This window comes from Micromonospora sp. NPDC047467 (assembly GCF_040643095.1).
Classification (GTDB): Bacteria; Actinomycetota; Actinomycetes; order Mycobacteriales; family Micromonosporaceae; genus Micromonospora.
On record NZ_JBEYTO010000005.1, the window covers coordinates 353,236 to 376,449 of the forward strand.

A 23,214-nucleotide genomic window follows, 5' to 3' on the forward strand; every position below is an offset into this window, starting at 1 on the left:
GGCCCAGCCCGCGATCAGCGGGCCGGGCCACCGCCGGGATCACTTAGGCCAGCTGCTCTCGATGCCCTGGAGCACCGGGGCGGTCGCCTTGCCGTTCAGCCACTCGACCATGCCCTTCCAGAACGTCCCCGCGCCGACCGCGGCCGGCATCAGGTCGGATCCGTCGAAGCGGAAGACGCCGGTCTTGTCCTGCAGGATCTGGACGGAGAGCTTGTCGATCGGGCTGGCGACGTTGGCGATGTCCAGCTTGTTGTTCGCCGTGACCCAGTTGCCGAGCTTCGCGCGGCTGTTCACGTACTCGCCGGAGGCGAGGTAGGTCTGCACCGCCTGGACCTCGGGACGGTCGGCGTAGCCGACGACGAACTCGCCCGCGCCCAGCACCGGCTTGCCCTTGGCGGCGTCGATGGCCGGGAAGTAGAAGGCGAACGCGTCGCCGTCCTCGGCCACCTTGGTGCCCTCGGGGAACTGGTTGGCGTAGAACGACGCCTGCCGGTGCATCGCGCACTTGCCGTTGGTCACCGGCACGCCCGCCTCCTGGAAGGAGGTGGTGGTGATGCTCTTGACGCCGCCGAACCCGCCGTTCATGTACTTGTCGTTCTTGAGGATCGTGCCGGCGCGGTCAACCGCGTCGATGATCCGCGGGTCGTTGAACGGGATCGCGTGGGTGGTCCACTGGTCGTAGACGTCGGGCGTCTGCGTACGCAGCAGCACGTCCTCGATCCAGTCGGTCGCCGGCCAGCCGGTGGCGTCACCGGACTCGACGCCCGCGCACCACGGCTTCATGCCGCTGGCGGCGATCTTGTCGCTCAGGGCGATGAGCTGCTCCCAGCTGGTCGGAACCTCCCAGCCCTTCTCCTTGAACGTCTTCGGCGAGTACCAGACGAAGGACTTGACGTTCGCACCGAGCGGCACGCCGTAGAGCGTCCCGTTGACGGTGCCGTACTTCAGCCAGTCGGCCGGCATGTTCTGCTCGGCCATCGCCTTGGTGTCGGCACCGAGGGACTTCAGCTTGCCGGCGTCCGCGAAGCGCTTCACCAGGCCAGGCTGGGGTACGAAGGCGATGTCGGGGGCGTTGCCACCGTCGACCCGCACGGGGAGCTGCGCCTCGAACTCGCCGCTGCCCTCGTAGTTGATCTCAATGCCGGTGCAGTCGGTGAACTGCGCCCATGACCGCTCCAGCAGGTCGGCCTCGGCGTCACGGATCGACGCGTAGATCGAGACCTTCTTGCCGTCGTTGCCCTGGTACTTCTCGTACGGGGCACACTCCGCGGAGCCTGCCTTGTCGCTCTTCTTGTCGTCACCGGTGCCGCAGGCGGTGGCGCTGAGCGCCAGCCCGAGCACACCGGCGATCACGAAGGCCTGGCGTGGTCTGGTAAAGACCGCCATGCCGTCCTCCTTCCTAGCCGGCGTGGTCGTGCTGAGACCCTCGCCGGTCCGATTGGGCGTGCACACATGTAAGCGCTTGCATCCGTCCGGGTCCACCCCCCGTCAGACACGAGCGAGTAACAATCCCGAAACCTGGAACCCGCAGCTGGGCGCGCTCCCAGGGGGTCAAACATTCGCGCTTTCGAAGAGTGGCGATATCTGTCAGGCTGATTCCATTGCATCGAAGGTTTTCGACATAGGAGGTTCTGTATGCGCATGCGGTGGATCAGCCTGCTGGCGACGGGTCTGCTCGTCGCGGGAGTCCTCACGCCGGTCAGCCCGGCGATGGCGGCGCCGACCTTCCGAGTGCCGTTCCCCTGCGGCCAGACCTGGTCCGGGCAGACCCGATCGGCCCACAGCCCGGCGTACGCCGTGGACTTCAACCGCACCGACGACGTCGGCGATCCGGTGGTGGCCAGCGCCCCCGGCACCGTCGACCGGGTGACAAACCTCGGTGACACCAGCTACGGCAAGTACGTCCGGATCGACCACGGCGGCGGCTACAGCACCTACTACGCCCACCTCAGCGGCTTCAACGTCTCGGTCGGGCAGACGGTCGGCTACGGCAAGGTCATCGGCTGGGTCGGCAGCACCGGCGGGTCCACCGGCCCGCACCTGCACTACGAGCAGCGCCTCAACGGCAGCGACATCCAGGTCCGGTTCAACGGCAGCCTGGCGCTCTACTGGGGCACCAAGAACTACACGAGCGGCAACGGTTGCAGTTCGGGCGCCGGCTCCGGCACTGTCGACACCAGCGGCACGCCGCTGACCGTGCGCTCCGGCCCCGGCACGGGGTACGCCTCGGTGGGCACCGTCGCCGACGGCACCAAGGTGACCATCGCCTGCCAGACCAGCGGCACCAGCGTCACCGGCACCTACGGCACCAGCACGATCTGGGACCGCATCGGCAGCGGCCGGTTCATCGCCGACGCGTACGTCTACACCGGTTACGACGGCTACATCCCGAACGTGCCTCGCTGCTGACCGGTCGGCGACAAGGGTCTCCGGCGGCACCCGTCCGCCGGAGACCCGGCGCGGGTCAGGAGTTCAGCTGCCAGATCGACAGGTTCAGCGCGGCGGCGAAGGTGACCCACGCCCAGTACGGCAGCAGCAGTGCCGCCGCGACCCGGGACACCCGCGCGAAGAGCACCACGGTGAGCCCGATCGCCAGCCACATCACCACGATCTCCGCGAACGCCAGCCCGTACTGCCCCGCGCCGAAGAACAGCGGGGTCCAGATCGCGTTGAGCACCAGTTGGGCGGTCCACGCCCAGAGCGCGGGGGAGAAGCCGACCCGCCGCCACACCAGCCAGCCGGCCACCGCGATCAGCGCGTAGAGCGCCGACCAGACCGGGCCGAACAGCCAGGAGGGTGGCGCCCAGGTGGGCTGTTGCAGGCTCGCGTACTCGTCGGTGGTGCCCTGCACACCCAGCCCGCCGATCGCGGCCGCGACGAAGACCGCCGCGGCGAAGGCGACAAGTGCCCAGAGGGACCGCCGGCCGGAGGTGGGTCGCGCGTGCTGAGTTGCCTCCATCATCGAGATATTGCCGATTCACCGGCGGATCAAACCGGATCGGTCGGCACCTCGACGGACATGACAGCGCCGGGGCCGCTGCGGCCGATGCTCCTGTCGGGAGGACGGAGCTCCGGTCGCGGCGACCCCGGCGGGTCCCGGTCCTACGACGTGCGGACGTCAATTGAAGATGCTGACACCACCAGGGCCGACCAACAGCCCGACAACGATGAGGACGATGCCCCACAGGATCTGCCGGCGGAACAGCGCGAGGATACCGGCGACCACGAGTACGACTGCGAGAATCCAGAGAATCAGCTCCATGACCTCTGACTACCCGACCCGCCAATCGGGGAAACCTGGTCCGTGTCGAGTTGATCCCCGATATGGAAGACGCTGTACGCCTGCTTGATCACCGGGTGCGCCACGTTGCGGACGCGTACCCCGCCCGGGGTGGTGCCGCGCTCGCTGCCCGCGTGCGCGTGCCCGTGCAGGGCCAGCGCGGTGGGTGCCGAGTCGATCGCCTGCCCCAACTGGTACGAGCCGAGGAACGGGTAGATCTCCAGCGGTTCGCCGGCCAGCGTGTCGGGCACCGGCGAGTAGTGGGTGAGCGCGACCAGCATGTCGCAGTCCAGTGAGCGCAGGGCCGCGCCGAGGCGGTCCGCGCTCTCGTTGGTGGTCCGGACGAACGACTTCATTTCCGGCTCGCCGAAGTCGCTCGCGCAGCGCCCGGCGAACCCACCGCCGAAGCCCTTGACGCCGGCGATGCCGAGCCGGCCGCCCGCGCAGTCCAGCACGACGCCGTCGCCCTCCAGCACGGTGATGCCCGCGTCCTCAAGGACCTTGACCACCTGTGGCACCTCGTCACACTGATGATCGTGGTTGCCCAGCACGGTCACCACCGGAACGGCCAGACCACCGAACTCCTGCGCCACGCAGCGCGCCTCGGCCTCGGTGCCGTGCCGGGTCAGGTCCCCGGCCAGCAGCAGCGCGTCGGCGCAGTCCGGCAGTTCCTCCAACGCCGGACGGAACCGACCGACCACGTCCTCGTCCAGATGCACGTCGCCCACGGCGGCGATCCGGATCACCATGGAACCTCCCTCAGGGCAGTTGCTCGATCTCCGTGGGCGCCTGGACGCGGATCACCCCGATGTCGCTGGTGACCGGCACGTCCGGGAAGCGCTCGGCCACCCGGCGCAGGATCTCCTCGCGCCGATGTGGACTCTCCACCTCGCCGTAGAGCACGAGGGCGCGTTCCCGCCGGACCACGGTGATCCCCTGTTCGGCGACGGCGGGGTCCTCGGCGAGCAGCCGCTGGATCTCCGCCTCGACGTACTCGTCGGGTGGCCCGACGCCGGTGTCGCGATGGTGCGTCACGGTGTCCCCTCTCCTTGCTGGGTGCCGCTGTCCGGCACCACCTCCAGCCGGTCCAGCAACACCAGGAACGCCTCCGCGTACGGCGAGTGCTGCGTCTCCTTGCGTACCCGTTCCCAGTCGATCTGCTCCCGCAGCGACCGGGCCAACGGCAGGCCGCGGGCGAAGTCGCAGTAGTGCTGGGAGAAGCTCAGCAGTTTGTGCACCATCAGCTGGGTGGCGGACAGCACCGGCATGTGGATGGCGTCCACCGGTCGCACGACCGTGTCGGCGAACGTCTCCTCGGTCACCGGCGTCTCGATCGGCCGGTGGATCAGATCCACCATCCGCTCGTCGTCGAAGACCTTGACCAGCCAGTCCTCCGGCGGGCGCTCGGCGCGGAAACCGGCGGCCACCAGGGCCTCCAACGACCGTTCGACGTCGGCCTCGCGGATCAGGAAGTCGACGTCGTGATCGCTGGAGTGGCCGCCGTGGGCATAGACGGCGAAACTGCCGCCCAGGGCGAACGGGATCTCGGACTGCTTGAGCACGGCGGCGACCTTTTTGAGGGTGTGCACCAGACTCTCGTCCCCGCGCTCAGCCATCTGGCTCTCCCGTCGGTCATGTTGGTGGACAGGCGGTTGGATTCGAACTCCCGTACCCGGCATTCCGGTTGCCCACACCTGGCGGGGTAGCGGTCGGGTGTCAACGGGGACGAAGCTCTATAAACCTCGCAGGACCTGAGCGTGGGTCGGATAACCTGTCAAGGGTGGCCAGATCACCGGGGATGCGACGCGGCAAGACCCGATTACGCACCATCGCCCTGATCGGCATCGACGGTTCGGGCAAGACCACGCAGGCACACCGGTTGGCCGACGCGCTGACCGCCGCCGGCCGTCCCGCGAAGTACCGCCGCAACGCCAGCGGGCGTCGCTGGCTCGGCCGGCTCGCGCAGCGGTTCGGCCGCCCGGACGCTCAGCGGCTGGTCGGGCGCGACGGCGTCATGGCGGTGGAGTCCGTGCTGCGCTGGTTCGCCATCGCGCTGGCCCTGCTCAGTTGCCTGCTCACCGGCCGCACGGCGGTGATGGACCGCTACTCGGCCTGCCAGTACGCGAGCATCCGGGCGCACGGCGGGCAACGCTGGGAGCGGTTGGCCCGAGCCGGCTACCGGCTGTTCCCGACACCGCAGGTGACGTTCCTGCTCGCCGTCGACCCCGCCGAGGCGTACCAACGCATCGAGCGGCGGGGCACCGACCACGAGACGATGGGTTGGCTCACCGCGGCGGACACCGCGTACCGGACCCTGCCCGAGTACCCGACCTTCGTGCTGGTGGACGCTGGTCGTTCGGCCGACGAGGTGACCGAGCAGATCCGGGCGCACCTGGCCACCTGGCTGCCCTCGGATGACAGCCTCGACGCCCGGTCAACGGGGCAGCGATCGGAGCGTGCCGGCCCGCTGGTGGGTCAGGCGCGTCCGTAGACCGGGACGGAGGCGCCGCTGGTCGGCGCCGAATCGGCCGACGCGAGAAAGTGGACCACCGGCGCGATCTCGGCGGGGGAGACCCAGCGGGAGTGGTCGGCGGCGGGCTGGGCAGCCCGGTTCGCCGGGGTGTCGATGATGCTGGGCAGCACGGTGTTGCAGCGCACGTTCCGGGACCGGTACTCCACCGCGACCGCGTTGGCGAAGGCGAGCACCGCAGCCTTCGCGGTGACGTAGCCGGCCGCGCCGGGGAACGGTGCGACCGCCGCGCGGGCCGACACGCAGACCACCGCGCCGCCGCCGGCGGCCACGAGGTGCGGCAACGCGGCCTGGGTGACCAGGTAGGTGGGCCGCAGGTTGACGGTGAGCATCCGCTCGAACTCGTCGACCGGCGTCTCGTGCACCAGCCCGCCGCTGGCGTACCCGCCGACCAGGTTGACCACCGCCCGCAGCGGCGCCGCCGGGTCGTCGGTCGCCGCCTCGACCGCGCGGGCCGCGCCGGCCGGGTCGCTCAGGTCCGCGATCAGTCGGACCAGGTCGTCCGCCGCCGGCTCCGACCCGGGCCGACCCTGCCTCTCGGGTACGACCACCCGCCAGCCTGCCGCCAGGAAGGTGCTGGTGACCGCCCCGCCCAGCCCGCCCGAACCTCCGGTGACCAGCACACTGCGTTCCGCCATGCGGCCCACGCTAGTGCCTTGGGAGCCCGTGGCCCTGCCCGGTGTGGGCGGTCGGGTCGGCTGTACGGTCCGGCCGGACCCGGATCGCCGCACCCGCGGCACCGTACGGCGAGGTGACCGGACCCGCCGGGGGAGGCGGTGCCGTCTGGACGGTGGCACGCTTGGCCGGACGGAGTCGCCCGTTCGGCGGTACTTTCCCCAACACGTGGAGTCATGGTTGACGCTCACGCTTGGTGAAAGTAAGTTTCATCCGTGGCGAAGAGTCCGAAGATTTCTGTGAATCACGAGCCCGGTGGGCTGATCGTCCACATCAGTGGGCTGCTGCCCTCGCTGTCGCCGGCCGAGCAGCGGGTCGCCCGCCTGGTCGTCGCCGACCCGGCCGCCGCCGCACGTCGGACGATCACCGATCTCGCCACCGCCGCCGAGACATCCGAGGCGACCGTCATCCGGTTCTGCCGGTCGGTCGGCATGGACGGTTACCCGCAGCTGCGCATCCGGCTCGCCGCCGAGGCCGCCCGCCGGATCGAGCCGCCGGACGCCCGGGTGGTCGGCGGTGACATCCCGCCCGGCGCCGACCTCGCGCAGATCATCGCCACGATCGCGTTCAACGACGCCCGCGCGGTCGAGGAGACCGCCGAGCAGCTCGACCCGGCCGTCTGCGAGCAGGTGGTCGAAGCGATCGCGGGCGCCGGACGGATCGACATCTACGGCGCGGGCGCCAGCGGTTTCGTCGCCTCCGACTTTCAGCAGAAGCTGCACCGCATCGGCCGGATCGCCTTCTACTTCCCGGACGTGCACACCGCGTTGACGTCGGCCGCCCTGCTCGGCCGGGGTGACGTGGCGATCGGCATCTCGCACACCGGCACCACCTCCGACGTGATCGAGGTGCTGGAGCAGGCCCGGACGCGGGGCGCCAGCACGGTCGCGCTGACCAACTTCCCGCGCTCGCCGATCACCGACGTGGCCGATTTCGTGCTGACCACCGCAGCCCGGGAGACGACGTACCGCTCCGGTGCGACGGCCAGCCGACTGGCCCAGCTCACCGTGGTCGACTGCCTCTTCGTCGGGGTGGCGGCCCGCAACCGGTCCCGCGCCCGCAAGGCCCTTGAGGCGACCGCCGAGGCGGTCCAGTCCCACCGGGTGGGTGCCAACCGGAGGCGGGCATGACGCCCGGTTCGGTGGAGCCGGACGAGGCAATGTCAGCACCACCCGCCCGCCCGACGGTCCGGGTGGGCGCCCCCACCGAACGCCGTAACCCGCTCAGCGTCGACCTCGACCTGATGTCGACCCGGGACGTGCTCACCGTGATCAACGAAGCCGACCGGCGGGTGCCGGGGGCGGTCGCGGCGGTGCTCGACGAGATCGCCGCCACGGTCGACCTGGCCGTCGCGGCGCTGCGCGGTGGCCACCGGGTGCACTACTTCGGTGCCGGCACCTCGGGTCGGCTGGGCGTGCTCGACGCGGCCGAACTGGCACCCACCTTCAACTCGCCCCGGCACTGGTTCTGCGCCCACCTGGCCGGCGGGCCGGACGCCATGTGGCGGGCCGTGGAGGACGCCGAGGACGACGATCAGGGCGGCGCGGTCGAGGCCGCCGGATGTGTGCGCGCGGGTGACCTGGTGGTCGGTCTCGCCGCCAGCGGGCGCACCCCGTACGTCCTCGGGGCGCTGGCCGCGTCCCGCGTCACGGGTGCCTCGACGGTGCTGCTCTGCGCCAATCCGGAGGCGGAGGCGGCCCGGTCCGTCGACGTGTTCATCGGGGTGGACACCGGACCCGAGGTGGTCACCGGGTCGACCCGGATGAAGGCGGGCACAGCGCAGAAGTTGGTGCTCAACACGTTCTCCACCGCCGTCATGGTGCGCCTGGGGCGGGTCTACTCGAACCTCATGATCGATATGGTCGCCACCAACGCGAAGCTTCGCGGACGAATGATCTCGATCCTGGTCGAGGCGACCGGATGCTCCGAGGAGGTTTCTCGGCGGGCACTCAACGAGGCCGACGGCGACCTGAAGACGGCGCTGGTTTCGCTGGTCTCCGGTGCCGAGGTCGCTGCCGCGCGGGTCGCGTTGGCGCGCTCCGCTGACCAGGTACGCGGCGCCCTCGCCCTGCTCGCCTCCTAGCCCGCGGCACCCACCCCTGCCGGCGGGAAGCGAACGGGGCTCCGGATTGTTCATCGGGGCGGGGGGTAATAACACCCTGTGAATGAACCGACCGGTCCGCCGGTGCGTATCTGGCAGTGACCAGGATCGCAGCGCGGTGGTGACCCGGGTCGCTGTGCCCCTGCGGCGGGCGGTGTTGCCATGGTGCGGGCGTTCGGCGATTCGTCGACCCGCCAACCCGTTTGAGGTGCCCAGCGGCGAGCTACCCGGCGGGTGCTGACAGCAAACATGGACCGTGCTCTCAGCAACTACTCAGGCATTCGTGACACTTTCGACTCACGACATGGAATCCCCGAGACGTCTCATCTGTTGTGTAGGTGTCAGCACCGATGGGCACAGCAGAAGTTACCAGGGGCTGACTGACGTGGGGACTGGCAAGGAACCGGGCAACCGGCGCGAGCGAGGGGACCGTGGGCAACGTGGACAAGAACATCGGCATGCGCACCGACGAGGTGGCCGAGGAGCGCGACCTGGTCGGCGTCTACCTGCACGAGATCTCCCGGACGCCACTGCTGGACGCCGCCAAGGAGGTCGAACTCTCCAAGGCGATCGAGGCCGGCCTCTACGCCGAGCACCTGCTCGGTGAGGACGCCGTTCCCGCCAGCGTCGACCTGACCGACCTGGAGTGGCTGGTCGTCGAGGGCGAGCGAGCGAAGGACCTCTTCATCCGCGCCAACCTGCGACTCGTCGTGTCGATCGCCCGCCGCTACGTGCGCTCGGGCATGCCCATGCTGGACCTGATCCAGGAGGGCAACACCGGCCTCGTCCGGGCGGTCGAGAAGTTCGACTACGAGCGTGGCTACAAGTTCTCCACCTACGCCACCTGGTGGATCCGCCAGGCCATCAGCCGGGCGATCGCCCAGCAGGAGCGCACCGTCCGACTGCCGGTGCACCTGGTGGAGGACGTCAACCGGATGCGCAACGTGGCCCGGCAGCTCACCCGTGAGCTCGGTGCCGACCCGGAGCCGGAGCAGATCGCGGCGTCGCTCGGCGTCACCGTCGAGCGGGTCAACGAGCTGCGCCGCTGGTCGCAGGACACCGTCTCGCTGGACACTCCGGTGGGCGACGACGGCGACACGAGTCTCGGCGACCTGGTCGCTGACAGTGACGCGCCGTCGCCGGAGGACATCGTCCTCAGCGGCCTGGAGCGGCAGCGCATCGAGGGTCTGCTCAACCACCTCGACGACCGGTCCGCCGGCATCATGCGGGCCCGTTACGGGCTGGAGGACGGCCGCGAGCACTCGCTCACCGAGGTCGCGTCCCGGTTCTCGCTGTCCCGCGAGCGGATCCGCCAGCTGGAGATCCAGGCCCTCGGCCGGCTGCGTGAGCTTGCCCGCGCGGAGGGGCTGCAGGCAGCCTGACCTGGTAGTAATGACGGCGAACGGCCGGCGTCCGATAGGGGGACGCCGGCCGTTCGCCGTATCCGGTCGTTGCTAGCGGACCCGACCGTAGCCCTGAATCGGCATCATGTTCATGCCGCGCTTGAGGACGTTGCGGCCGGCGCTCGGTGCGTCGATCACCTGGCCGCCACCCACGTAGAGGGCGACGTGCCCGAGCCCGCTGTAGAAGACCAGGTCCCCCGGCCGCAGGTCGCCCTTGCCGATGTGGGTGACCGCGTTCCACTGCATGCGGGTGTTGTGCGGCAGCGACTTGCCAGCGGCCCGCCAGGCCGCCGAGGTCAGTCCGGAACAGTCGTAGCCGTTCGGACCGTCGGCCGCCCACACGTACGGCTTGCCCAGCGCGCCGAAGGCGTAGCGCACCGCCGTGCCGGCATCCCCGGACACGGCCGGCACGTTCTTGGCCTCGGCCTTCGCCGTATGGGGCGCGGGCCGTTCGGTGGCCGAGCCGTACGCCTGTCGGCGCAGCTCGTAGAGCTTGGCCAGGTCGTTCTCGATGCGCTTCTTGCCCGCCGCGAGTTCGCGGGCCTGCGCGGCCTGCCGGGCCAGCGTGGCGTCCAGACGCGCCTTCTCGTCGAGCAACCGCCGCTGGTCCGCGGTGAAACCGGAGATGCGCTCCTGCCGTTGACGGGTCAGCTGGTCGAGCGTGCCGAGCCGGTCCAGCAGCGCGGCGGAACCGCCGGGGCGCAGCAGCGCGTCCGCGGTCCGCAGACCACCGCTCTTGTACGCGGAGTTGGCCAGTTCGGCGACGTCGGCCCTGCTCTGCTCGGCCTGCTGCTCCAGCGGGCCGATGCGGGCCTGTAATCGGGCCACCGTGCTCTTGTTTGCCTTGATCTGCTCGTTGAGCTTGTTGTACGACTCCACGACCCGCTCCAACTCGGCCGAGGACGTCTCGATCCGGCGGGTCAGGTCGGCGGGGGACGGCTCGGCGTGAGCCACCGCCGTCGGCGCGATCAGCGCGGCCGACATGCCGACCAGCGCCATGGTGCGCAGCAGGTATCTCAGGGATGACAAGAGCGAAAGGCCCCTCTCCCACGGTCGCCGACGGGGCTGCTGACGCCCTCGGCGACACCGGCCGGGGCCATCCGGGCGGACGGCACTGGGCCAGACCGGCTCGCCCAACCTAACCCGGGACGGTTGTCGCTCGCAGTTGAAGCAGGGGCGAATGTTGGCGAAGTGACGGGAAGTACCGCTGCGGTCGGTGACTCAATCGTGGCTGCTGACGCGGGCACAAGGCGTCGAGAGTCCCTTCTGTCGCCAATTGACTGGTATCCGACTTTCGTCGTTCCGGGCGTATGCCGCCGGATAGCGGACCGTGATAACCGACAAAACCTGAAATGGATGCTGTTTCACAACCATGTCGTCCGTCCGGGTGAGCTGTCGGAAGCCGGTAAATGCCCAGGTGGGCTGGCGGAGGCCGAACACAATTGAGGCCGGAGCCGGGAATCCCGTCGATAGACAACGATGCCCGTGGTTGGCGGGCCCCGGCGAGCCGCCCCCGCGGGAGGAACCGTGAATCGTGAAGGCGCAGGGACGCGACCGCAGCGAACGGTGCCCAGTGCCAGGTCGACCCTGCTGTACGCGCGACCCGGCATCATCGTCACCGTCGACCGGTTCACCGTCGGCCGCACCAGCTACCGCATCGTCGACCTGACCCATTTGCGGACCACCCGAGGCCCGCACGACCGGATCGCCGTCCGGGCCGTCGTGATCACCGCTTCCATGATCGGCGCGGTCGGTCTGCTGCTCGGCTTCACCGGCGGCCTGCAACGGCTGACCGCCGGGGCGTACCTCATTCTCGGTGCGGTGTTCCTGCTGCCGGCGGCGCTGGCCCTGGTCGGCGATCGCTGGCGGCCACCGCCGCACGAGTTGTGGGGGTGGTACCGGGGAACGGAGACGCTGCTGTTCAGCGCCGACGACGAGCGGCAGTTCGGCCAGGTCACCCGGGCGCTGCTGCGGGCACGGGAGGTCAACCGGTACGGCGGCTGGGCGGACCCGGTCGCCTCGGCCGAGCCGTGGCGGCCCAGCCGCTGACCCGACCCGTCGCAGCGGTCAGCTGGCGACCGGCTCCGGCGTACGGTCCGCGGGCCGGTTCAGCCAGCCGCTGACCCGGCGCTCGGCGTAGAACGAGACGAACGGCACGGTGCCGGCCAGCATCACCAGGATCATCCGCTTCAGCGGCCACTCGGCCCGGCGGCTCAGGTCGAACGCGGCCAGCAGGTAGACCATGTAGAGGAAGCCGTGAGCCTGCCCCACGAACTCCACCACGATCGGTTCGTCGAACCCGTACTTCAGCGGCATGCCGATCACGACCAGCAGGATCAGCGCCACGCCCACGATCCAGGCGATCACGCGGTAGCGGGTAAGGGCTGCGCCCACCGTCGTCCGTCCTTCCGAGCCCCGGCTCAGCCGGGATAGTCACCGGGCCGGGCGCCCGGATTGGCGTTCAACCATGACAGGTAGTCGTTGTAGGCGGCCAGGTCGGCGTCGTCGGCCGGCGGGGCGGTCGCCGGCACCCGGGACACCCGTACCGGTCGGCGTACCGCCGGGCGGCCACCGCTGGTCGCGGCCGGCGCTTCGGCGGTGTCGGCCGGAAGCTCGGCGGTGTCGGCCGGGGGCTCGGCGGCTGCCTCCGCGTTGCGGCGGGCCAGTCGCACCTCCCGCCACCAGACGTAGACCACGAAGGCGGCGAAGACCGGCCACTCGACCGCGTACCCCCAGCTGATGCTGTTGCCGGCGGCGGCCCGGCTGATCTGCCACCAGCCCAGCCCGAGGAAGCTCACGACCAGCACGACCATGGCCACGTGACGTGCGATCCACGCCGGGGTCCAGAGCCACCTCATGCCGTCGAGAGTACCGGGGACCGTGCCGCTCTCCGACACCGTGTCGTAGTTGTCGCGGGGCCGGGGTGGTTTGGCATCACCGGCTTTGGGCATCCGTCTAGACGCCAGCCCAAACGAGACCAGGGGGGCGATGATGACCGGATCGGTACGCGAGGACGGTTCCGTGTCCAGCGGCAGCGCGGACATGAGCCCCGAGCAGCGGGTGTCCGAATGGAGCGGCGACCATCTCGCCGACCCGGGCGGCGCGGTTCTCGACGGCGACGCGCTCGGCGTCGACCCGACGGAGCTGACCGACGAGGATCTGATCCGCGAGATGCACAGCCTGCACCGCACGCGGCTGGACACCCTCCGCCACGCCTCGGACTCCGCCCTCGCCAGCCACCTGCGGCGCACGGCCGAACTCGAAACCGAGTACCTGGCCCGTCACCCCGGCCGGGAGGTCGACCCGAGCCGCCTGCGGGGTGACTGATGGCGGCGCGTGCGGTACGAGGCATGTCCGCGCCACCCGAGGTGGTCTTCAACACGGCAACCGACCCGTCCCGGGCTTCGGCGTGGCTGCCCGAGCCGTTGCGCGGCGACGGCAGCCCCGCCGCCGAGATCGACGGCGAGGAACTGCGAGCCCGCTGGGGTGACGCCGACTGGTCCGCGGAGATCCGGGTGCATCCCGCGGACTCCGGTGGCGCTCGGATCCAACTCGACCTGACCGACGGCTCGGGCGGGTCGGGTCCGGACCAACTGGCCGACGAGGCGCTGACCAACCTCGTCCGCGAGGTCGCCGACAACCTCCAGGCCGGCTGAGAGCGCCCCGACCCCGCACCGAAACCCCGCACCACGACGACATGCGAGGAGACCGGGTGACCGACACTGGCCTGCGACACAGGGTGGCGCGGCTGCGCCGGGCGTACGCGCCGCACGAACACCGTCCGCTCGGCGGATACCTGGTGGCGATGGGCACCTATGCAGGAGTGACCGGGGCGCTCGCCGGTCTGGTCAAGGCGACCGGTCGGCCGGTGCCCGAGCGGCCCGCCCCGGCCGACGTGGTGCTGCTCTCCATCGCCACGCACAAGCTCAGCCGGCTGCTGTCCAAGGACGCGGTGACCAGCCCGCTGCGGGCGCCGTTCACCCGGTATGACCGGCCGATCGGCAGCGGCGAGGTGATGGAGCAGGTCCGCGACTCGGGCAGCTCCACCCGGCACGCGATCGGGGAGCTGCTGAGCTGCCCGTTCTGCCTGGCGGTGTGGGTGGCGACCGGGCTGACCGGTGGTCTGGTGCTCGCTCCCCGGCTGACCCGACTGGTGGCCACCGCGCTGACCGCGGTCGCCGCGTCCGACTTCCTCCAGATGGCGTACGCGACGGCGCAGCAGGCCGCCGAGGGCGGGCACGACGACTGAGACCTACGGCGAACGATGCGGGGGCTGGCCATCGCCAGCCCCCGCATTCGCTTTCGTCGGCGCGTCAGCGCTGCATGCCGGACCAGCCGTGCGGCGACTCCGGCTCCCGTTCGTCCTCGTCCGCCCCGGTGATGATGTCCCGGTCCACCGCCGTCTTGTCGTGCTCGTTGGCGAAGTCCGGCTCGGGCGTGGTGTCCCTGCCCTTCGGCGGTTGGCCGAGCGCGGGCACCTTCTCGTCGTGGTCCTCGTGGTGCGTCATGTCGATGTCCCTTCTGAGGTCGCTCACCCGACGGAACCGCCCAACAGGTCGCTGGCCTCGTCCACCGCGTACTCGCCCTCGGGCAGCGCGTCGATCCGGGCGAGCAGGTCCGGCGGGAGTTCGGCGGCGACCGCCCGGCGGTAGATGTCCGCCTGGGTGATCCGCTCCTGACCCCGGTAGAGGTCGTCGAGCAGGTCGTCGAGGGCTCGGGTGTCCGGCTCGCCGGCCACGGATGCGTCGTCGGTCACGCGGATCAGCTACCCGGGCCAGAATCGGTCAAACGCCGCCCCAGCGGCTCGCACCGGACCGTGGCGTCTTTCCTCTGCGCTCGTCGGGAGGAAAGACAGCGCCGCCCCCGAGCCTCGTGAGCCGGGGGCGGCGCTGGTGTCGGTGTGCAGGTCGCCTCTCGGCGAGTGGCGCGACGCGGCTCCAGCCGAACGGTATTCCGCGAGGGCTATTTAGGTGAGGCCCGGGGACACTTGACACACCGACACCCCTGTCAACGGACCAACCCCCGCCTGTGTTCCGGCCATGGTCGTGACCGCTCTCACACCGTCAGGAGTGGGCCGGCAGGGTGGCCCGGCGGGCACGCACGGCCGTGGCCAGGTGGTCGAGCACCTCGGCGGTGTCATCCCAGCCCAGGCAGGCGTCGGTGACCGAGCGGCCGTACACCAGCTCGCGGGTCGGGTCGAGATCCTGCCGGCCGGGCAGCAGGAACGACTCCAGCATCACGCCGGTGATCCCGCGCTGGCCGTCGGCCATCTGGGCGGCCACGTCCGCGACGACCTTCGGCTGGTTGCGGTGGTCCTTGCCGCTGTTGGCGTGGCTGGCGTCGATCACCAGCCGCTCCGGCAGCCCGGCCGCGCGCAGCAGGTCGAGCGCGCCGGCCACCGACTCGGCGTCGTAGTTGGGTCGGCCGCCACCACCGCGCAACACCAGGTGCCCGTCCGTGTTGCCGCGGGTGTGCATGATCGCCGGGGTGCCGGAGAAGTCGATGCCGGGGAAGACGTGCGGCACGGCGGCGGCGCGGATCGCGTCCACGGCGGTGCCGATGCTGCCGTCAGGGCGGTTCTTCATGCCGATCGGCATGGACAGCCCGGAGGCGAGCTGGCGGTGCACCTGGCTCTCCACGGTGCGGGCGCCGATCGCCCCCCAACCCACCGTGTCCGCGATGTACTGCGGCGAGATCGGGTCGAGGAACTCGCAGCCCACCGGCAGGCCGAGGCGCAGCACGTCGAGCAGCAGCGCACGGGCGAGCCGCAGGCCGGTGTTGACGTCGCCGCTGCCGTCCAGCCCCGGGTCGTTGATCAGGCCCTTCCAGCCCACCGTCGAGCGCGGCTTCTCGAAGTAGACCCGCATGACGATCAGCACGTCGTCGGCGAGCCGGTCAGCGACGATGCGCAGACGCTCGGCGTACTCGAGGGCGGCTGCCGGGTCGTGCACCGAGCAGGGGCCGACCACCACCAGCAGGCGGTCGTCCTCGCGGTCCAGTACGCGACTCACCGCGCGACGGCCGGTCAGCACGGCCGAGGCCAGCGAGGCGTCCAGGGGCAACTCGTGGTGCAGCAACGCGGGGGTGGTCAACGGGACGACACGGTCAATCCGCTGATCGCTGACGCGATCGGTCTCCGGGGTGGTCACGGTGGGCATCCTTCCGCCGACCGTGCCGGGGCCGGTGCCCGGGACGAGCCGGCTGCTCGTACGCAAAAGGGCAGGAACGAGAGCTCCTGCCCGGCCGGCTTGGTCCGTGGTGACGTCAGATCATGGAGAAGTCACCGGCGTGCCAGCCGGCTGCCTAAACCATCGATACGACCTCGTCACGGGGCCTAGCGTACCCGACCGGCTGCGCAACGCGATTGTCGTCCCAAGATGCGGGGTGAACACCGCGTGCCGGAGGCGAGGTCGGGGTAACAGGGGTGCCATGACACACGAGCAGAGCGACCAGGAGCGGGTGGAGTCCCGCGCACACCTGCTACCCGAAGAGGCGGCGGTGGGCAGCGACGACCCGGAGGCGCAGGCGGACGCCATCCTCACCGAATCGGACATCCGCGAGGCGGACCAGAACGCGGCCCCCGACACGGTGCTGGAGCGCCGTACCTCGGATCAGACCGTGGCCGTCGAGCCTCCCGACTGATCGGCCGCGCCGCGCGCCCGACGTGACCCCCGGTACGTCTGCTCCCGCAGCCAGGCCAGCGGGCCGGCCGCCCGCAGCTCGGGTGGCAGGTTGCGCACCGGGTCGAAGGCGAGCGCGGCATCCTCCCGGGCGCTGAGCTGGGCACCGATGCTGAGCTGTCCGACCGGCCGCCACGGCCCCACGGCGGACGCGACCGCGAGCACCAGTCGCGGCGCGTCCGTCCGGGCCGAGGCGGCCACCGAGGCCAGGCTGCGGCCGAGGTCGGCCGACTCGGGGTCGGCCAACGCGGCCAGCCAGAGCCGGCGCGGACCCACCCGGTAACACATGATCGTGCTGTACGTCCCGCTGAAGCGCCGCCGGGGCAGCGGGAGGGTCCGCAGCACCGGGGCGGCGCCGCTGGAGCTGACGAGCAGGTCGAACGGTGCGCCGGTGTCGAGGTGCACCCGCAGCGCCAGGCCCAGCACGTCCGGCCAACCGCCGGGCGTGGGCGTGCCCTTGGAGAGCCGCACCGTGCCCCCGTACCGGCCGGGGTCGTCCAGCAGGCCGACCCCGGTGGGCGGTCCGGGCGTACCCCAGATCGTCACCTCGGCGACGAACGACGCACCGGCCGGATGCAGCAGCCGGCCGCGGCGCAGCCGGCCGAGCGCGGCGCTGGCGCGTTCGACGGCGGTGGCGGCCAGCCCGGCGGCCCGGCGCCTGGGTGAGGTGGCGGTCGGCGGGGTCATGCCCCTCCGGTACCCCGACCGGCGGGCTCGATGCGGGCGGCTCGCCGGCCGACCACACGTCACCTTTCCGCCCGCGAGATCGGATAGCGTCGTGGCATGCCCGACAGTGGTTACCCCTGGCCCATCGAGACGTCCCGACTGGACAACGGCCTGCGTGTGGTGGTGAGCGAGGACCGCACAGCACCCGCCGTGGCCGTCAATCTGTGGTACGACGTCGGCTCCCGACACGAGCCGGAGGGGCAAACCGGTTTCGCCCACCTCTTCGAGCACCTGATGTTCGAGGGCTCGGTGAACGTGGCCAAGACCGAGCACATGAAGCTGATTCAGGGCTCCGGCGGCTCACTCAACGCCACCACCAACCCGGACCGGACCAACTACTTCGAGACGGTCCCGGCCGAGCACCTGGAGTTGGCGCTCTGGCTGGAAGCCGACCGGATGGGTGGCCTGGTCCCCGCGCTCACCCAGGAGACCCTGGACAACCAGCGTGACGTGGTGAAGAACGAGCGTCGGCAGCGCTACGAGAACGTCCCGTACGGGGACGCGTGGCTGCGGCTGCTGCCGCTGCTCTACCCGCCGGGGCACCCGTACCACCACTCGACGATCGGCTCGATGGCCGACCTGAACGCCGCTGACCTCGCCACCTTCCAGGCGTTCCACGAGATGTACTACGCGCCGAACAACGCGGTGCTCACCGTCGTCGGCGACGCCCAGGCCGCCGAGGTGTTCGCGCTGGCCGACAAGTACTTCGGGGCGTTGCCCGCCCGCGACGACATCCCGCCCGCGCCGGACGGTCGGACCGTCCCGGCGACCGGCAAGCCCGCCGTGGAGACCGTGACCGCCGAAGTGCCGGCGCCGCGCGTCTACATCGCCCACCGTGGCCACCCGTTCGGCAGCCCCGGGTACGACGTGCTCACCGTGCTCGCCACCGTGCTCGGCAGCGGCCGGGGCAGCCGCCTCTACCAGCGGCTCGCCGACGGGGAACGGATCGCCCAGCCGGACCTGGTCGGCGCGTACGGGGTGGACCTGGCACACGCGCCGGCGCCGCTGATCGCCACCGCCACCGCCCGCCCCGGCGTCAGCGCCGAACGGCTCACCGAAGGGCTGGCCGAGGTCGTCGACGAGCTGGCCACCGTGCCGGTGACCGCCGCCGAACTGGACCGGGCGAAGGCGTTGCTGAGCACCGCGTGGTGGCGGCAGATGTCGACGGTGGACGGTCGGGCGGACACGCTCGGCCGGTACGCCACCCAGTTCGGCGACCCCGCGCGGGCCGCCGACCGGCTGCCCTCCTGGCTCGCGGTGACCGCCGAGCAGATCGCCGAGACCGCCGCCGAGGTGCTCGGCGCCGCCGACCGGGTGACCCTGACCTACCTGCCCGAGGAGACCGCATGACGCTGATCGCCGACCGTCCCGGCCCGGGTGCCGCTCGCCCGTACCGGTTCCCGCCGGTGGTCCGCCGCACGGTGGCCGGCGGCCAGGTGGTCGCCGCGCACCTGCCCGGGCAGAACCTCGCCGTCGCGCTGCTGCTGCTCGACGCCGGCGCCGCCCGGGAGTCGACCGGCAAGGAGGGGCTGGGCGGGGTGCTGGCCAAGGCGTTGGAGGAGGGCACCGCGCAGCGGGACGCCACCTCGTACGCGCTGGCCATCGAGGCGCTCGGCACCGAACTGGTGACCGGGCTGGACTGGGACTCGTTCCAGGTCAGCGTCCAGGTCCCGGTGGACCGGTTGACCGCCGCGGTGCAGTTGCTCGCCGAGGCCGTCCGGACGCCCCGGCTGGATCCGGCCGACGTCCGGCGGGTCCGCGACGACGAGGCCACCGCGCTGCGGATGGACTGGGCCAACCCGGGGCCGCGCGCCGACGCAGCGCTGCGCGCGGACCTGTACGGCCCGGACAACCGGTGGGGACGACCGATGTACGGGGACCCGGACTCGGTGGCTGGCCTGGACGTGGAGGACGTCACGGTCTTCCACTCCGAGTGGTTCCTGCGGCCCGGCACCCTGATCGTCGCCGGTGACCTCGACCGGATCGACCTGGACGCGCTGGCCGGCGCGGCTTTCGCCGGCACCGGCGGTGGCCCGGCCGAGCGGGGCGGCCCGATCGAGGTGCCGCTGCGCACCGGCCGGCGGATCATCCTGGTGGACCGGCCCGGCTCGGTGCAGTCGACGCTGCGGCTCGGTCACCCGTCGCCGCACCGGGCGCACCCCGACCATGTGCCGATGACGCTGGCCGGCACGGTGCTCGGCGGGGCGTTCACCTCCCGCCTCAACCACCTGATCCGTGAGGTGCGTGGCTACACGTACGGCATCCGGGGCGAGTTCGCCTCGTCCCGACGGTTCGGCCGGTTCGCGGTCAGCTCCGGGGTGCAGACTGCGGTCACCGCGCCGGCCCTGGTCGAGGCAGTGGGGGAGATCACGCGTACCCAGGCGGGGGGAGTGACCGAGGACGAGCTGGCGGTGGCGCGCTCCTGGCGGGCCGGGCAGCTCTCTGTGGAGTTGCAGAGCCCGCGGGCCATCGCCTCCGCGCTGACCACGCTGGTGGTGCACGACCTGCCGGACGACTATCACGCCCAGTTGCGGGAGGCCCTGCTCTCCGCCGACGTGGCCCAGGTCTCCGCAGCGGCGGCGACCCACCTGCACCCCGACGCGATGACCCTGGTCATCGAGGGCGACGCCGCGCTCATCCGAGACGACCTAACAGCAGCAGCCCTAGGAGACCTGATCCCCTAACCCCCGGCCGGGCCCTCCCCGCCCGGATCTCCCGTTGATCATGAAGTTGTTGTCACTCGGCGCGGCGCGTCGTGACAATAACTTCATGATCAACGCGGGTGGGCGGTGGGTGGGGCAAGCGGGGGTGGGGTGTGATGCGGGACGCGGGCGGTGGGAAAGGGCTCCCGGTTGTGCGGGTGGGCTGGGTAGCCTCGCGAGATGAGGATCGGCATTGTGGGGGCCACCGGCCAGGTCGGTGGCGTAATGCGGCAGGTGCTGGCGGAACGGGAGTTCCCGGCGGATCAGGTGCGGTTGTTCGCGTCAGCGCGATCCGCTGGCCGTACGCTGCCATGGCGTGACGGCGAGGTGACCGTCGAGGACGCCACCACCGCGGACTACGCGGGGCTGGACATCGTGCTCTTCTCGGCTGGTAAGGGCACCGCCAAGGAGCTTGCGCCCCGGGTCGCCGAGACCGGCGCCGTGGTGATCGACAACTCCTCGGCATTCCGCACGGACCCGCAGGTGCCGCTGGTGGTCGCCGAGGTCAACCCGCACGCCGCCGCCGACCGCCCGAAGGGCATCATCGCCAACCCCAACTGCACCACCATGGCCGCGATGCCGGTGCTGCGCCCACTGCACGCCGAGGCGGGCCTGGTGGCGCTGGTCGTCTCGACGTACCAGGCGGTCTCCGGTGCCGGGCTGGCCGGCGTCGCCGAGCTGGACGAGCAGGTCCGCAAGGTCGCCGAACACGCGGCCGGGCTCGCCTTCGACGGGTCGGCCGTGGAATTCCCCGCGCCGCGCTCGTTCTCCGAGCCGATCGCCTTCAACGTGCTCCCGCTCGCCGGCTCGATCGTCGACGACGGCTCGTTCGAGACCGACGAGGAGCAGAAGCTGCGCAACGAGAGCCGCAAGATCCTGGAGATCCCCGACCTGAAGGTGTCCGGCACCTGCGTCCGGGTGCCGGTCTTCACCGGCCACTCGCTCCAGATCAACGCCCGGTTCGCCCGGCCGCTCACCCCGCAGCGAGCCCACGAACTGCTCGCCGACGCCCCCGGCGTCGCGTTGACCGCGGTGCCGACGCCGTTGCAGGCAGCCGGGCAGGACCCGACCTACGTGGGACGGATCCGCGCCGACGAGACCGTCGAGTACGGGCTGGCGCTGTTCTGCTCCAACGACAACCTCCGCAAGGGCGCCGCTCTCAACGCGGTGCAGCTCGCCGAACTGGTCGCTGCCGAGCGCCGCTGACCTGCCGCTGGACGGCGTTGAGCCGTCGCTGACCGTCACCGTCAGCCGAGGCCCCCGCCGGAAACGGCGGGGGCCTCGGCGGTGCTGGGCTGTCGCCGTTTTCGACGGACCTCGGCGGTGCTGGCCGTCGTCGTTCTGGGCGGGGGCGTCGGCGGTGCTGGCCGTCGCCGTCGAGCAGCGCTGGCCCGTCGTCGTCCCGGTGGCACGCCCGGGTGGGTGCCTCGGTCCGGGGTCCCGGGCTGGGCGGGCGCGGGACGCCTCCGGTCGTGCTTGGATGGACGGAGCCGACCGTGCCACCTGGAGGAACCCGTGCCGGATGATCGCACCCAGCAGTCGCTGACCGACCTGATCGCCGGCCGTTCGATGGGCGTGCTGGCGACGATCAAGCGCGACGGTCGGCCACAGATGTCCACCGTGGTCTACTCGTTCGACCGGGAGGCGGGCCTGATCCGGGTGTCCGTCACCGACGGCCGGGCCAAGACCGCCAACCTGCGTCGGGACCCACGCGCGAGCTTCCACGTCGGCAGCGAGGACGGCTGGGCGTACGCGGTGGTCGAGGGGCGCGCCGAGTTGACCGCCCTGTCGGCTGACCTCGGCGACGCCACCGTCGAGGAGTTGGTGGGGCTCTACCGGTCACTGCGCGGCGAGCACCCGGACTGGGACGACTATCGCCGGGCCATGGTCGCCGAGCGGCGGCTGGTGCTGCGCCTGCACGTGGAGCGGGTCTACGGGATGCCGCCGCGCGCCTGACCGGCCGATCGGCGCCGGCCACGGCAGTTGCCACTCGACTCCCCGGGTCAGCCCGGGTCGATCACGGTCACCCCGGGCCAGCGCTGCGCGGGCCGGTGCCGGGCCAACCGCTGCCGGGACCGGGCCACGTCCACCCGGGCCGGATTGTGCCGCCACACACCGTTGAGCAGATCCCCCAGGCCGTACGGGGCGCAGACCTCGAACCGCCCGGCAGGGCCCAGCCGGACGGCCACGGCGGTGGCATACTCCGGCCAGGTGGCGATCGCCTCGGCGACGCTGCGGTACGGGGCGATGGGGTCGCCGCCGAACTTTGTCGCGTACCACGTGTGCACCGCCGCCTGGTTGCGCGCCTGCCACCGCGGTTCGGGCCAGGCCGCCGCGAGTCGGGCGGTGGCGCGGTTGTCGTCGTCACGGCTCAGCCTGGTCGGGTCGAAGAAGACCACGTCCACGTCGCGGACCGTCGCCGGGTCGAACCCGTCGCCGTACCGTTCGCCCCACACCAGGTCGCGGAGGGCGCCCGCGCCGATCCAGGCGTCCGGCAGGCCGGAGTCGCGAACCACGGTCAGCGCCTGGGTCAGCCACTCGTTGCCGGTGACCAACTCCCGCAGCTCACGCTCACCAGTGGTCATCCGACCACGGTAGGCGCGCACCGCCACGCACGCGTTACCCCGCCCCGGGCGGCGGGTAGACGGGCCGTGCCGACACCGAGAGGGGAGCACCATGACAACGGTCGGAGAGTTCATGACGACCCGGTTGGTGACGATGGACGGCAACGACACGCTGACTGCCGCCGCGCAGGAGATGCGCGACAGCGCGATTGGTGACGTGGTGGTGACCGACGGCGACAGTGTGGTCGGTATCGTCACGGACCGGGACATCACGGTCCGGGGTGTCGCGGAGAACATGGATCCGGGCTCGACCCGGCTGAACGAGATCACCAGCCGGGATGTGATCACCGTGAGCCAGTACGACGACGCGGTGTCCGCCGCGGACCTGATGCGCACCTACGCCGTACGCCGGTTGCCGGTAATCGAGGACGGGCGCCTGATCGGCCTGGTTTCGATGGGCGACCTCGCGGTCGAGCGTGAACCGCAGTCGGTGCTGGCCGACATCAGCGCCGACGACCCGAACAACTGACCGTCCACCGCGGGCGCGCCGGCT

General features: G+C 71.2%; 30 protein-coding genes. 15 read left to right on the forward strand and 15 right to left on the reverse strand.

Translation table 11 applies throughout. The features are described 5' to 3' along the window. Positions 1-39: 39 nt before the first annotated feature. Positions 40-1,386, reverse strand: coding sequence for an ABC transporter substrate-binding protein (locus tag ABZ780_RS17015; RefSeq protein WP_357007909.1), 1,347 nt, complete (start codon positions 1,384-1,386; stop codon positions 40-42). Between the two features lie 249 nt (positions 1,387-1,635). Here ABZ780_RS17015 and ABZ780_RS17020 point away from each other — a divergent pair, with 249 nt between their 5' ends. Beyond that, positions 1,636-2,409 (forward strand): peptidoglycan DD-metalloendopeptidase family protein, encoded by a 774-nt coding sequence (locus tag ABZ780_RS17020; protein WP_357486568.1) that lies wholly within the window; start codon positions 1,636-1,638, stop codon positions 2,407-2,409. Between the two features lie 55 nt (positions 2,410-2,464). On the opposite strand, the gene ABZ780_RS17025 is transcribed toward ABZ780_RS17020, so the two are convergent. From ABZ780_RS17025 to ABZ780_RS17045, 5 genes are all read right to left on the reverse strand, one after another. Next, positions 2,465-2,959 (reverse strand): TspO/MBR family protein, encoded by a 495-nt coding sequence (locus ABZ780_RS17025; RefSeq protein WP_357486570.1) that lies wholly within the window; start codon positions 2,957-2,959, stop codon positions 2,465-2,467. 159 nt (positions 2,960-3,118) lie between these two features. Then, entirely contained in the window at positions 3,119-3,262 is a 144-nt protein-coding gene (locus tag ABZ780_RS17030) for a GPGG-motif small membrane protein (protein WP_007464364.1), read from the reverse strand. Beyond that, positions 3,253-4,029 carry a metallophosphoesterase gene (locus ABZ780_RS17035; protein WP_357007917.1) on the reverse strand — a complete coding sequence of 259 codons (777 nt, stop codon included), beginning with the start codon at positions 4,027-4,029 and terminating at the stop codon, positions 3,253-3,255. Before ABZ780_RS17035 ends, ABZ780_RS17030 begins: the two co-directional genes overlap by 10 nt. A 10-nt stretch (positions 4,030-4,039) precedes the next feature. Next, positions 4,040-4,315, reverse strand: a complete 276-nt coding sequence (locus tag ABZ780_RS17040) for a hypothetical protein (protein ID WP_357007920.1) — start codon at positions 4,313-4,315, stop codon at positions 4,040-4,042. Continuing rightward, the gene (locus tag ABZ780_RS17045) at positions 4,312-4,959 is read right to left on the reverse strand and encodes a nucleotidyltransferase (protein WP_357007923.1); all 648 of its coding nucleotides are present in this window, start codon (positions 4,957-4,959) and stop codon (positions 4,312-4,314) included. The genes ABZ780_RS17040 and ABZ780_RS17045 overlap by 4 nt, the downstream gene beginning before the upstream one ends. Before the next feature lie 119 nt (positions 4,960-5,078). Here ABZ780_RS17045 and ABZ780_RS17050 point away from each other — a divergent pair, with 119 nt between their 5' ends. Then, positions 5,079-5,771, forward strand: coding sequence for a thymidylate kinase (locus ABZ780_RS17050; protein WP_357486648.1), 693 nt, complete (start codon positions 5,079-5,081; stop codon positions 5,769-5,771). Here the strand turns inward: ABZ780_RS17050 and ABZ780_RS17055 are convergent. Then, positions 5,756-6,448 (reverse strand): SDR family NAD(P)-dependent oxidoreductase, encoded by a 693-nt coding sequence (locus ABZ780_RS17055; RefSeq protein ID WP_357486571.1) that lies wholly within the window; start codon positions 6,446-6,448, stop codon positions 5,756-5,758. The genes ABZ780_RS17050 and ABZ780_RS17055 overlap by 16 nt on opposite strands. A 252-nt stretch (positions 6,449-6,700) precedes the next feature. Here ABZ780_RS17055 and ABZ780_RS17060 point away from each other — a divergent pair, with 252 nt between their 5' ends. The 3 genes from ABZ780_RS17060 to ABZ780_RS17070 all read left to right on the forward strand — a co-directional run bounded on the left by ABZ780_RS17060 (position 6,701) and on the right by ABZ780_RS17070 (position 9,968). Further along, positions 6,701-7,615 carry a MurR/RpiR family transcriptional regulator gene (locus tag ABZ780_RS17060; protein WP_357486573.1) on the forward strand — a complete coding sequence of 305 codons (915 nt, stop codon included), beginning with the start codon at positions 6,701-6,703 and terminating at the stop codon, positions 7,613-7,615. After that, a complete protein-coding gene (locus ABZ780_RS17065) occupies positions 7,612-8,568 on the forward strand; it encodes an N-acetylmuramic acid 6-phosphate etherase (RefSeq protein WP_357486574.1) in 957 nt (318 codons plus the stop codon). The genes ABZ780_RS17060 and ABZ780_RS17065 overlap by 4 nt, the downstream gene beginning before the upstream one ends. Positions 8,569-9,017: 449 nt before the next feature. Further along, a complete protein-coding gene (locus ABZ780_RS17070; protein ID WP_357007932.1) occupies positions 9,018-9,968 on the forward strand; it encodes a sigma-70 family RNA polymerase sigma factor in 951 nt (316 codons plus the stop codon). Between the two features lie 72 nt (positions 9,969-10,040). On the opposite strand, the gene ABZ780_RS17075 is transcribed toward ABZ780_RS17070, so the two are convergent. Further along, a complete protein-coding gene (locus ABZ780_RS17075) occupies positions 10,041-11,018 on the reverse strand; it encodes an NlpC/P60 family protein (protein ID WP_357007934.1) in 978 nt (325 codons plus the stop codon). A gap of 537 nt (positions 11,019-11,555) precedes the next feature. Between ABZ780_RS17075 and ABZ780_RS17080 the strand changes: the two genes are divergently transcribed. Next, positions 11,556-12,038 (forward strand): DUF6232 family protein, encoded by a 483-nt coding sequence (locus ABZ780_RS17080; RefSeq protein WP_357007936.1) that lies wholly within the window; start codon positions 11,556-11,558, stop codon positions 12,036-12,038. A gap of 18 nt (positions 12,039-12,056) precedes the next feature. Here the strand turns inward: ABZ780_RS17080 and ABZ780_RS17085 are convergent, their stop codons facing one another. Continuing rightward, on the reverse strand, positions 12,057-12,383 hold the full coding sequence (locus ABZ780_RS17085) for a DUF3817 domain-containing protein (protein ID WP_357007939.1): 327 nt from the start codon (positions 12,381-12,383) through the stop codon (positions 12,057-12,059). A gap of 26 nt (positions 12,384-12,409) precedes the next feature. Further along, a complete protein-coding gene (locus ABZ780_RS17090) occupies positions 12,410-12,847 on the reverse strand; it encodes a hypothetical protein (RefSeq protein WP_357007941.1) in 438 nt (145 codons plus the stop codon). Between the two features lie 130 nt (positions 12,848-12,977). Here ABZ780_RS17090 and ABZ780_RS17095 point away from each other — a divergent pair, with 130 nt between their 5' ends. The 3 genes from ABZ780_RS17095 to ABZ780_RS17105 are packed head-to-tail and all read left to right on the forward strand — an operon-like array spanning position 12,978 to position 14,238. After that, positions 12,978-13,316 carry a DUF6158 family protein gene (locus tag ABZ780_RS17095; protein ID WP_357007944.1) on the forward strand — a complete coding sequence of 113 codons (339 nt, stop codon included), beginning with the start codon at positions 12,978-12,980 and terminating at the stop codon, positions 13,314-13,316. Further along, complete coding sequence (locus tag ABZ780_RS17100; RefSeq protein ID WP_357007947.1) at positions 13,316-13,645, forward strand: hypothetical protein; 330 nt, start codon at positions 13,316-13,318, stop codon at positions 13,643-13,645. The genes ABZ780_RS17095 and ABZ780_RS17100 overlap by 1 nt, the downstream gene beginning before the upstream one ends. Before the next feature lie 56 nt (positions 13,646-13,701). Next, positions 13,702-14,238: a DUF1360 domain-containing protein gene (locus ABZ780_RS17105; RefSeq protein WP_357007950.1), complete on the forward strand. Its 537-nt coding sequence runs from the start codon at positions 13,702-13,704 to the stop codon at positions 14,236-14,238. A 64-nt stretch (positions 14,239-14,302) separates the two neighbouring features. Here the strand turns inward: ABZ780_RS17105 and ABZ780_RS17110 are convergent, their stop codons facing one another. The 3 genes from ABZ780_RS17110 to ABZ780_RS17120 form a co-directional block, all read right to left on the reverse strand. After that, on the reverse strand, positions 14,303-14,497 hold the full coding sequence (locus ABZ780_RS17110; protein WP_053653058.1) for a hypothetical protein: 195 nt from the start codon (positions 14,495-14,497) through the stop codon (positions 14,303-14,305). A 23-nt stretch (positions 14,498-14,520) separates the two neighbouring features. Continuing rightward, positions 14,521-14,745: a hypothetical protein gene (locus ABZ780_RS17115; RefSeq protein ID WP_357007952.1), complete on the reverse strand. Its 225-nt coding sequence runs from the start codon at positions 14,743-14,745 to the stop codon at positions 14,521-14,523. Positions 14,746-15,052: 307 nt separating this feature from the next. Continuing rightward, positions 15,053-16,147, reverse strand: a complete 1,095-nt coding sequence (locus ABZ780_RS17120) for a 3-deoxy-7-phosphoheptulonate synthase (RefSeq protein WP_357007954.1) — start codon at positions 16,145-16,147, stop codon at positions 15,053-15,055. 271 nt (positions 16,148-16,418) lie between these two features. On the opposite strand from ABZ780_RS17120, the gene ABZ780_RS17125 reads away from it, so the two are divergent. Continuing rightward, complete coding sequence (locus ABZ780_RS17125) at positions 16,419-16,631, forward strand: hypothetical protein (protein ID WP_357007957.1); 213 nt, start codon at positions 16,419-16,421, stop codon at positions 16,629-16,631. On the opposite strand, the gene ABZ780_RS17130 is transcribed toward ABZ780_RS17125, so the two are convergent. After that, positions 16,601-17,356 carry a phosphodiesterase gene (locus tag ABZ780_RS17130; protein WP_357007958.1) on the reverse strand — a complete coding sequence of 252 codons (756 nt, stop codon included), beginning with the start codon at positions 17,354-17,356 and terminating at the stop codon, positions 16,601-16,603. The two genes, ABZ780_RS17125 and ABZ780_RS17130, sit on opposite strands and share 31 nt — an antisense overlap. A gap of 96 nt (positions 17,357-17,452) precedes the next feature. Between ABZ780_RS17130 and ABZ780_RS17135 the strand changes: the two genes are divergently transcribed. The 4 genes from ABZ780_RS17135 to ABZ780_RS17150 all read left to right on the forward strand — a co-directional run bounded on the left by ABZ780_RS17135 (position 17,453) and on the right by ABZ780_RS17150 (position 22,053). Further along, complete coding sequence (locus ABZ780_RS17135; protein ID WP_357007960.1) at positions 17,453-18,745, forward strand: pitrilysin family protein; 1,293 nt, start codon at positions 17,453-17,455, stop codon at positions 18,743-18,745. After that, complete coding sequence (locus tag ABZ780_RS17140) at positions 18,742-20,079, forward strand: pitrilysin family protein (protein ID WP_357486577.1); 1,338 nt, start codon at positions 18,742-18,744, stop codon at positions 20,077-20,079. The genes ABZ780_RS17135 and ABZ780_RS17140 overlap by 4 nt, the downstream gene beginning before the upstream one ends. 198 nt (positions 20,080-20,277) lie before the next feature. Then, a complete protein-coding gene (locus tag ABZ780_RS17145) occupies positions 20,278-21,303 on the forward strand; it encodes an aspartate-semialdehyde dehydrogenase (protein ID WP_357007965.1) in 1,026 nt (341 codons plus the stop codon). 309 nt (positions 21,304-21,612) lie between these two features. Beyond that, positions 21,613-22,053 carry a PPOX class F420-dependent oxidoreductase gene (locus ABZ780_RS17150; protein WP_357007967.1) on the forward strand — a complete coding sequence of 147 codons (441 nt, stop codon included), beginning with the start codon at positions 21,613-21,615 and terminating at the stop codon, positions 22,051-22,053. Between the two features lie 47 nt (positions 22,054-22,100). Here the strand turns inward: ABZ780_RS17150 and ABZ780_RS17155 are convergent, their stop codons facing one another. Next, positions 22,101-22,682: a nucleotidyltransferase family protein gene (locus ABZ780_RS17155; RefSeq protein ID WP_357007970.1), complete on the reverse strand. Its 582-nt coding sequence runs from the start codon at positions 22,680-22,682 to the stop codon at positions 22,101-22,103. A gap of 91 nt (positions 22,683-22,773) precedes the next feature. On the opposite strand from ABZ780_RS17155, the gene ABZ780_RS17160 reads away from it, so the two are divergent. Beyond that, positions 22,774-23,190: a CBS domain-containing protein gene (locus ABZ780_RS17160; RefSeq protein ID WP_357007972.1), complete on the forward strand. Its 417-nt coding sequence runs from the start codon at positions 22,774-22,776 to the stop codon at positions 23,188-23,190. Positions 23,191-23,214: the final 24 nt, after the last annotated feature.

Excerpts from the sequence above, each read along its gene's own strand:
- ABZ780_RS17025 (WP_357486570.1), bottom strand. The coding sequence starts at position 2,959 with ATGGAGGCAACTCAGCACGCGCGACCCACCTCCGGCCGGCGGTCCCTC.
- ABZ780_RS17130 (WP_357007958.1), bottom strand. The coding sequence starts at position 17,356 with ATGACCCCGCCGACCGCCACCTCACCCAGGCGCCGGGCCGCCGGGCTG.
- ABZ780_RS17155 (WP_357007970.1), bottom strand. The coding sequence starts at position 22,682 with ATGACCACTGGTGAGCGTGAGCTGCGGGAGTTGGTCACCGGCAACGAG.
- ABZ780_RS17050 (WP_357486648.1), top strand. The coding sequence starts at position 5,079 with ATGCGACGCGGCAAGACCCGATTACGCACCATCGCCCTGATCGGCATC.
- ABZ780_RS17140 (WP_357486577.1), top strand. The coding sequence starts at position 18,742 with ATGACGCTGATCGCCGACCGTCCCGGCCCGGGTGCCGCTCGCCCGTAC.
- ABZ780_RS17100 (WP_357007947.1), top strand. The coding sequence starts at position 13,316 with ATGGCGGCGCGTGCGGTACGAGGCATGTCCGCGCCACCCGAGGTGGTC.
- ABZ780_RS17160 (WP_357007972.1), top strand. The coding sequence starts at position 22,774 with ATGACAACGGTCGGAGAGTTCATGACGACCCGGTTGGTGACGATGGAC.
- ABZ780_RS17065 (WP_357486574.1), top strand. The coding sequence starts at position 7,612 with ATGACGCCCGGTTCGGTGGAGCCGGACGAGGCAATGTCAGCACCACCC.
- ABZ780_RS17055 (WP_357486571.1), bottom strand. The coding sequence starts at position 6,448 with ATGGCGGAACGCAGTGTGCTGGTCACCGGAGGTTCGGGCGGGCTGGGC.
- ABZ780_RS17030 (WP_007464364.1), bottom strand. The coding sequence starts at position 3,262 with ATGGAGCTGATTCTCTGGATTCTCGCAGTCGTACTCGTGGTCGCCGGT.
- ABZ780_RS17015 (WP_357007909.1), bottom strand. The coding sequence starts at position 1,386 with ATGGCGGTCTTTACCAGACCACGCCAGGCCTTCGTGATCGCCGGTGTG.
- ABZ780_RS17135 (WP_357007960.1), top strand. The coding sequence starts at position 17,453 with ATGCCCGACAGTGGTTACCCCTGGCCCATCGAGACGTCCCGACTGGAC.
- ABZ780_RS17090 (WP_357007941.1), bottom strand. The coding sequence starts at position 12,847 with ATGAGGTGGCTCTGGACCCCGGCGTGGATCGCACGTCACGTGGCCATG.
- ABZ780_RS17125 (WP_357007957.1), top strand. The coding sequence starts at position 16,419 with ATGACACACGAGCAGAGCGACCAGGAGCGGGTGGAGTCCCGCGCACAC.
- ABZ780_RS17095 (WP_357007944.1), top strand. The coding sequence starts at position 12,978 with ATGATGACCGGATCGGTACGCGAGGACGGTTCCGTGTCCAGCGGCAGC.
- ABZ780_RS17145 (WP_357007965.1), top strand. The coding sequence starts at position 20,278 with ATGAGGATCGGCATTGTGGGGGCCACCGGCCAGGTCGGTGGCGTAATG.
- ABZ780_RS17110 (WP_053653058.1), bottom strand. The coding sequence starts at position 14,497 with ATGACGCACCACGAGGACCACGACGAGAAGGTGCCCGCGCTCGGCCAA.
- ABZ780_RS17120 (WP_357007954.1), bottom strand. The coding sequence starts at position 16,147 with ATGCCCACCGTGACCACCCCGGAGACCGATCGCGTCAGCGATCAGCGG.
- ABZ780_RS17035 (WP_357007917.1), bottom strand. The coding sequence starts at position 4,029 with ATGGTGATCCGGATCGCCGCCGTGGGCGACGTGCATCTGGACGAGGAC.
- ABZ780_RS17020 (WP_357486568.1), top strand. The coding sequence starts at position 1,636 with ATGCGCATGCGGTGGATCAGCCTGCTGGCGACGGGTCTGCTCGTCGCG.
- ABZ780_RS17045 (WP_357007923.1), bottom strand. The coding sequence starts at position 4,959 with ATGCCGGGTACGGGAGTTCGAATCCAACCGCCTGTCCACCAACATGAC.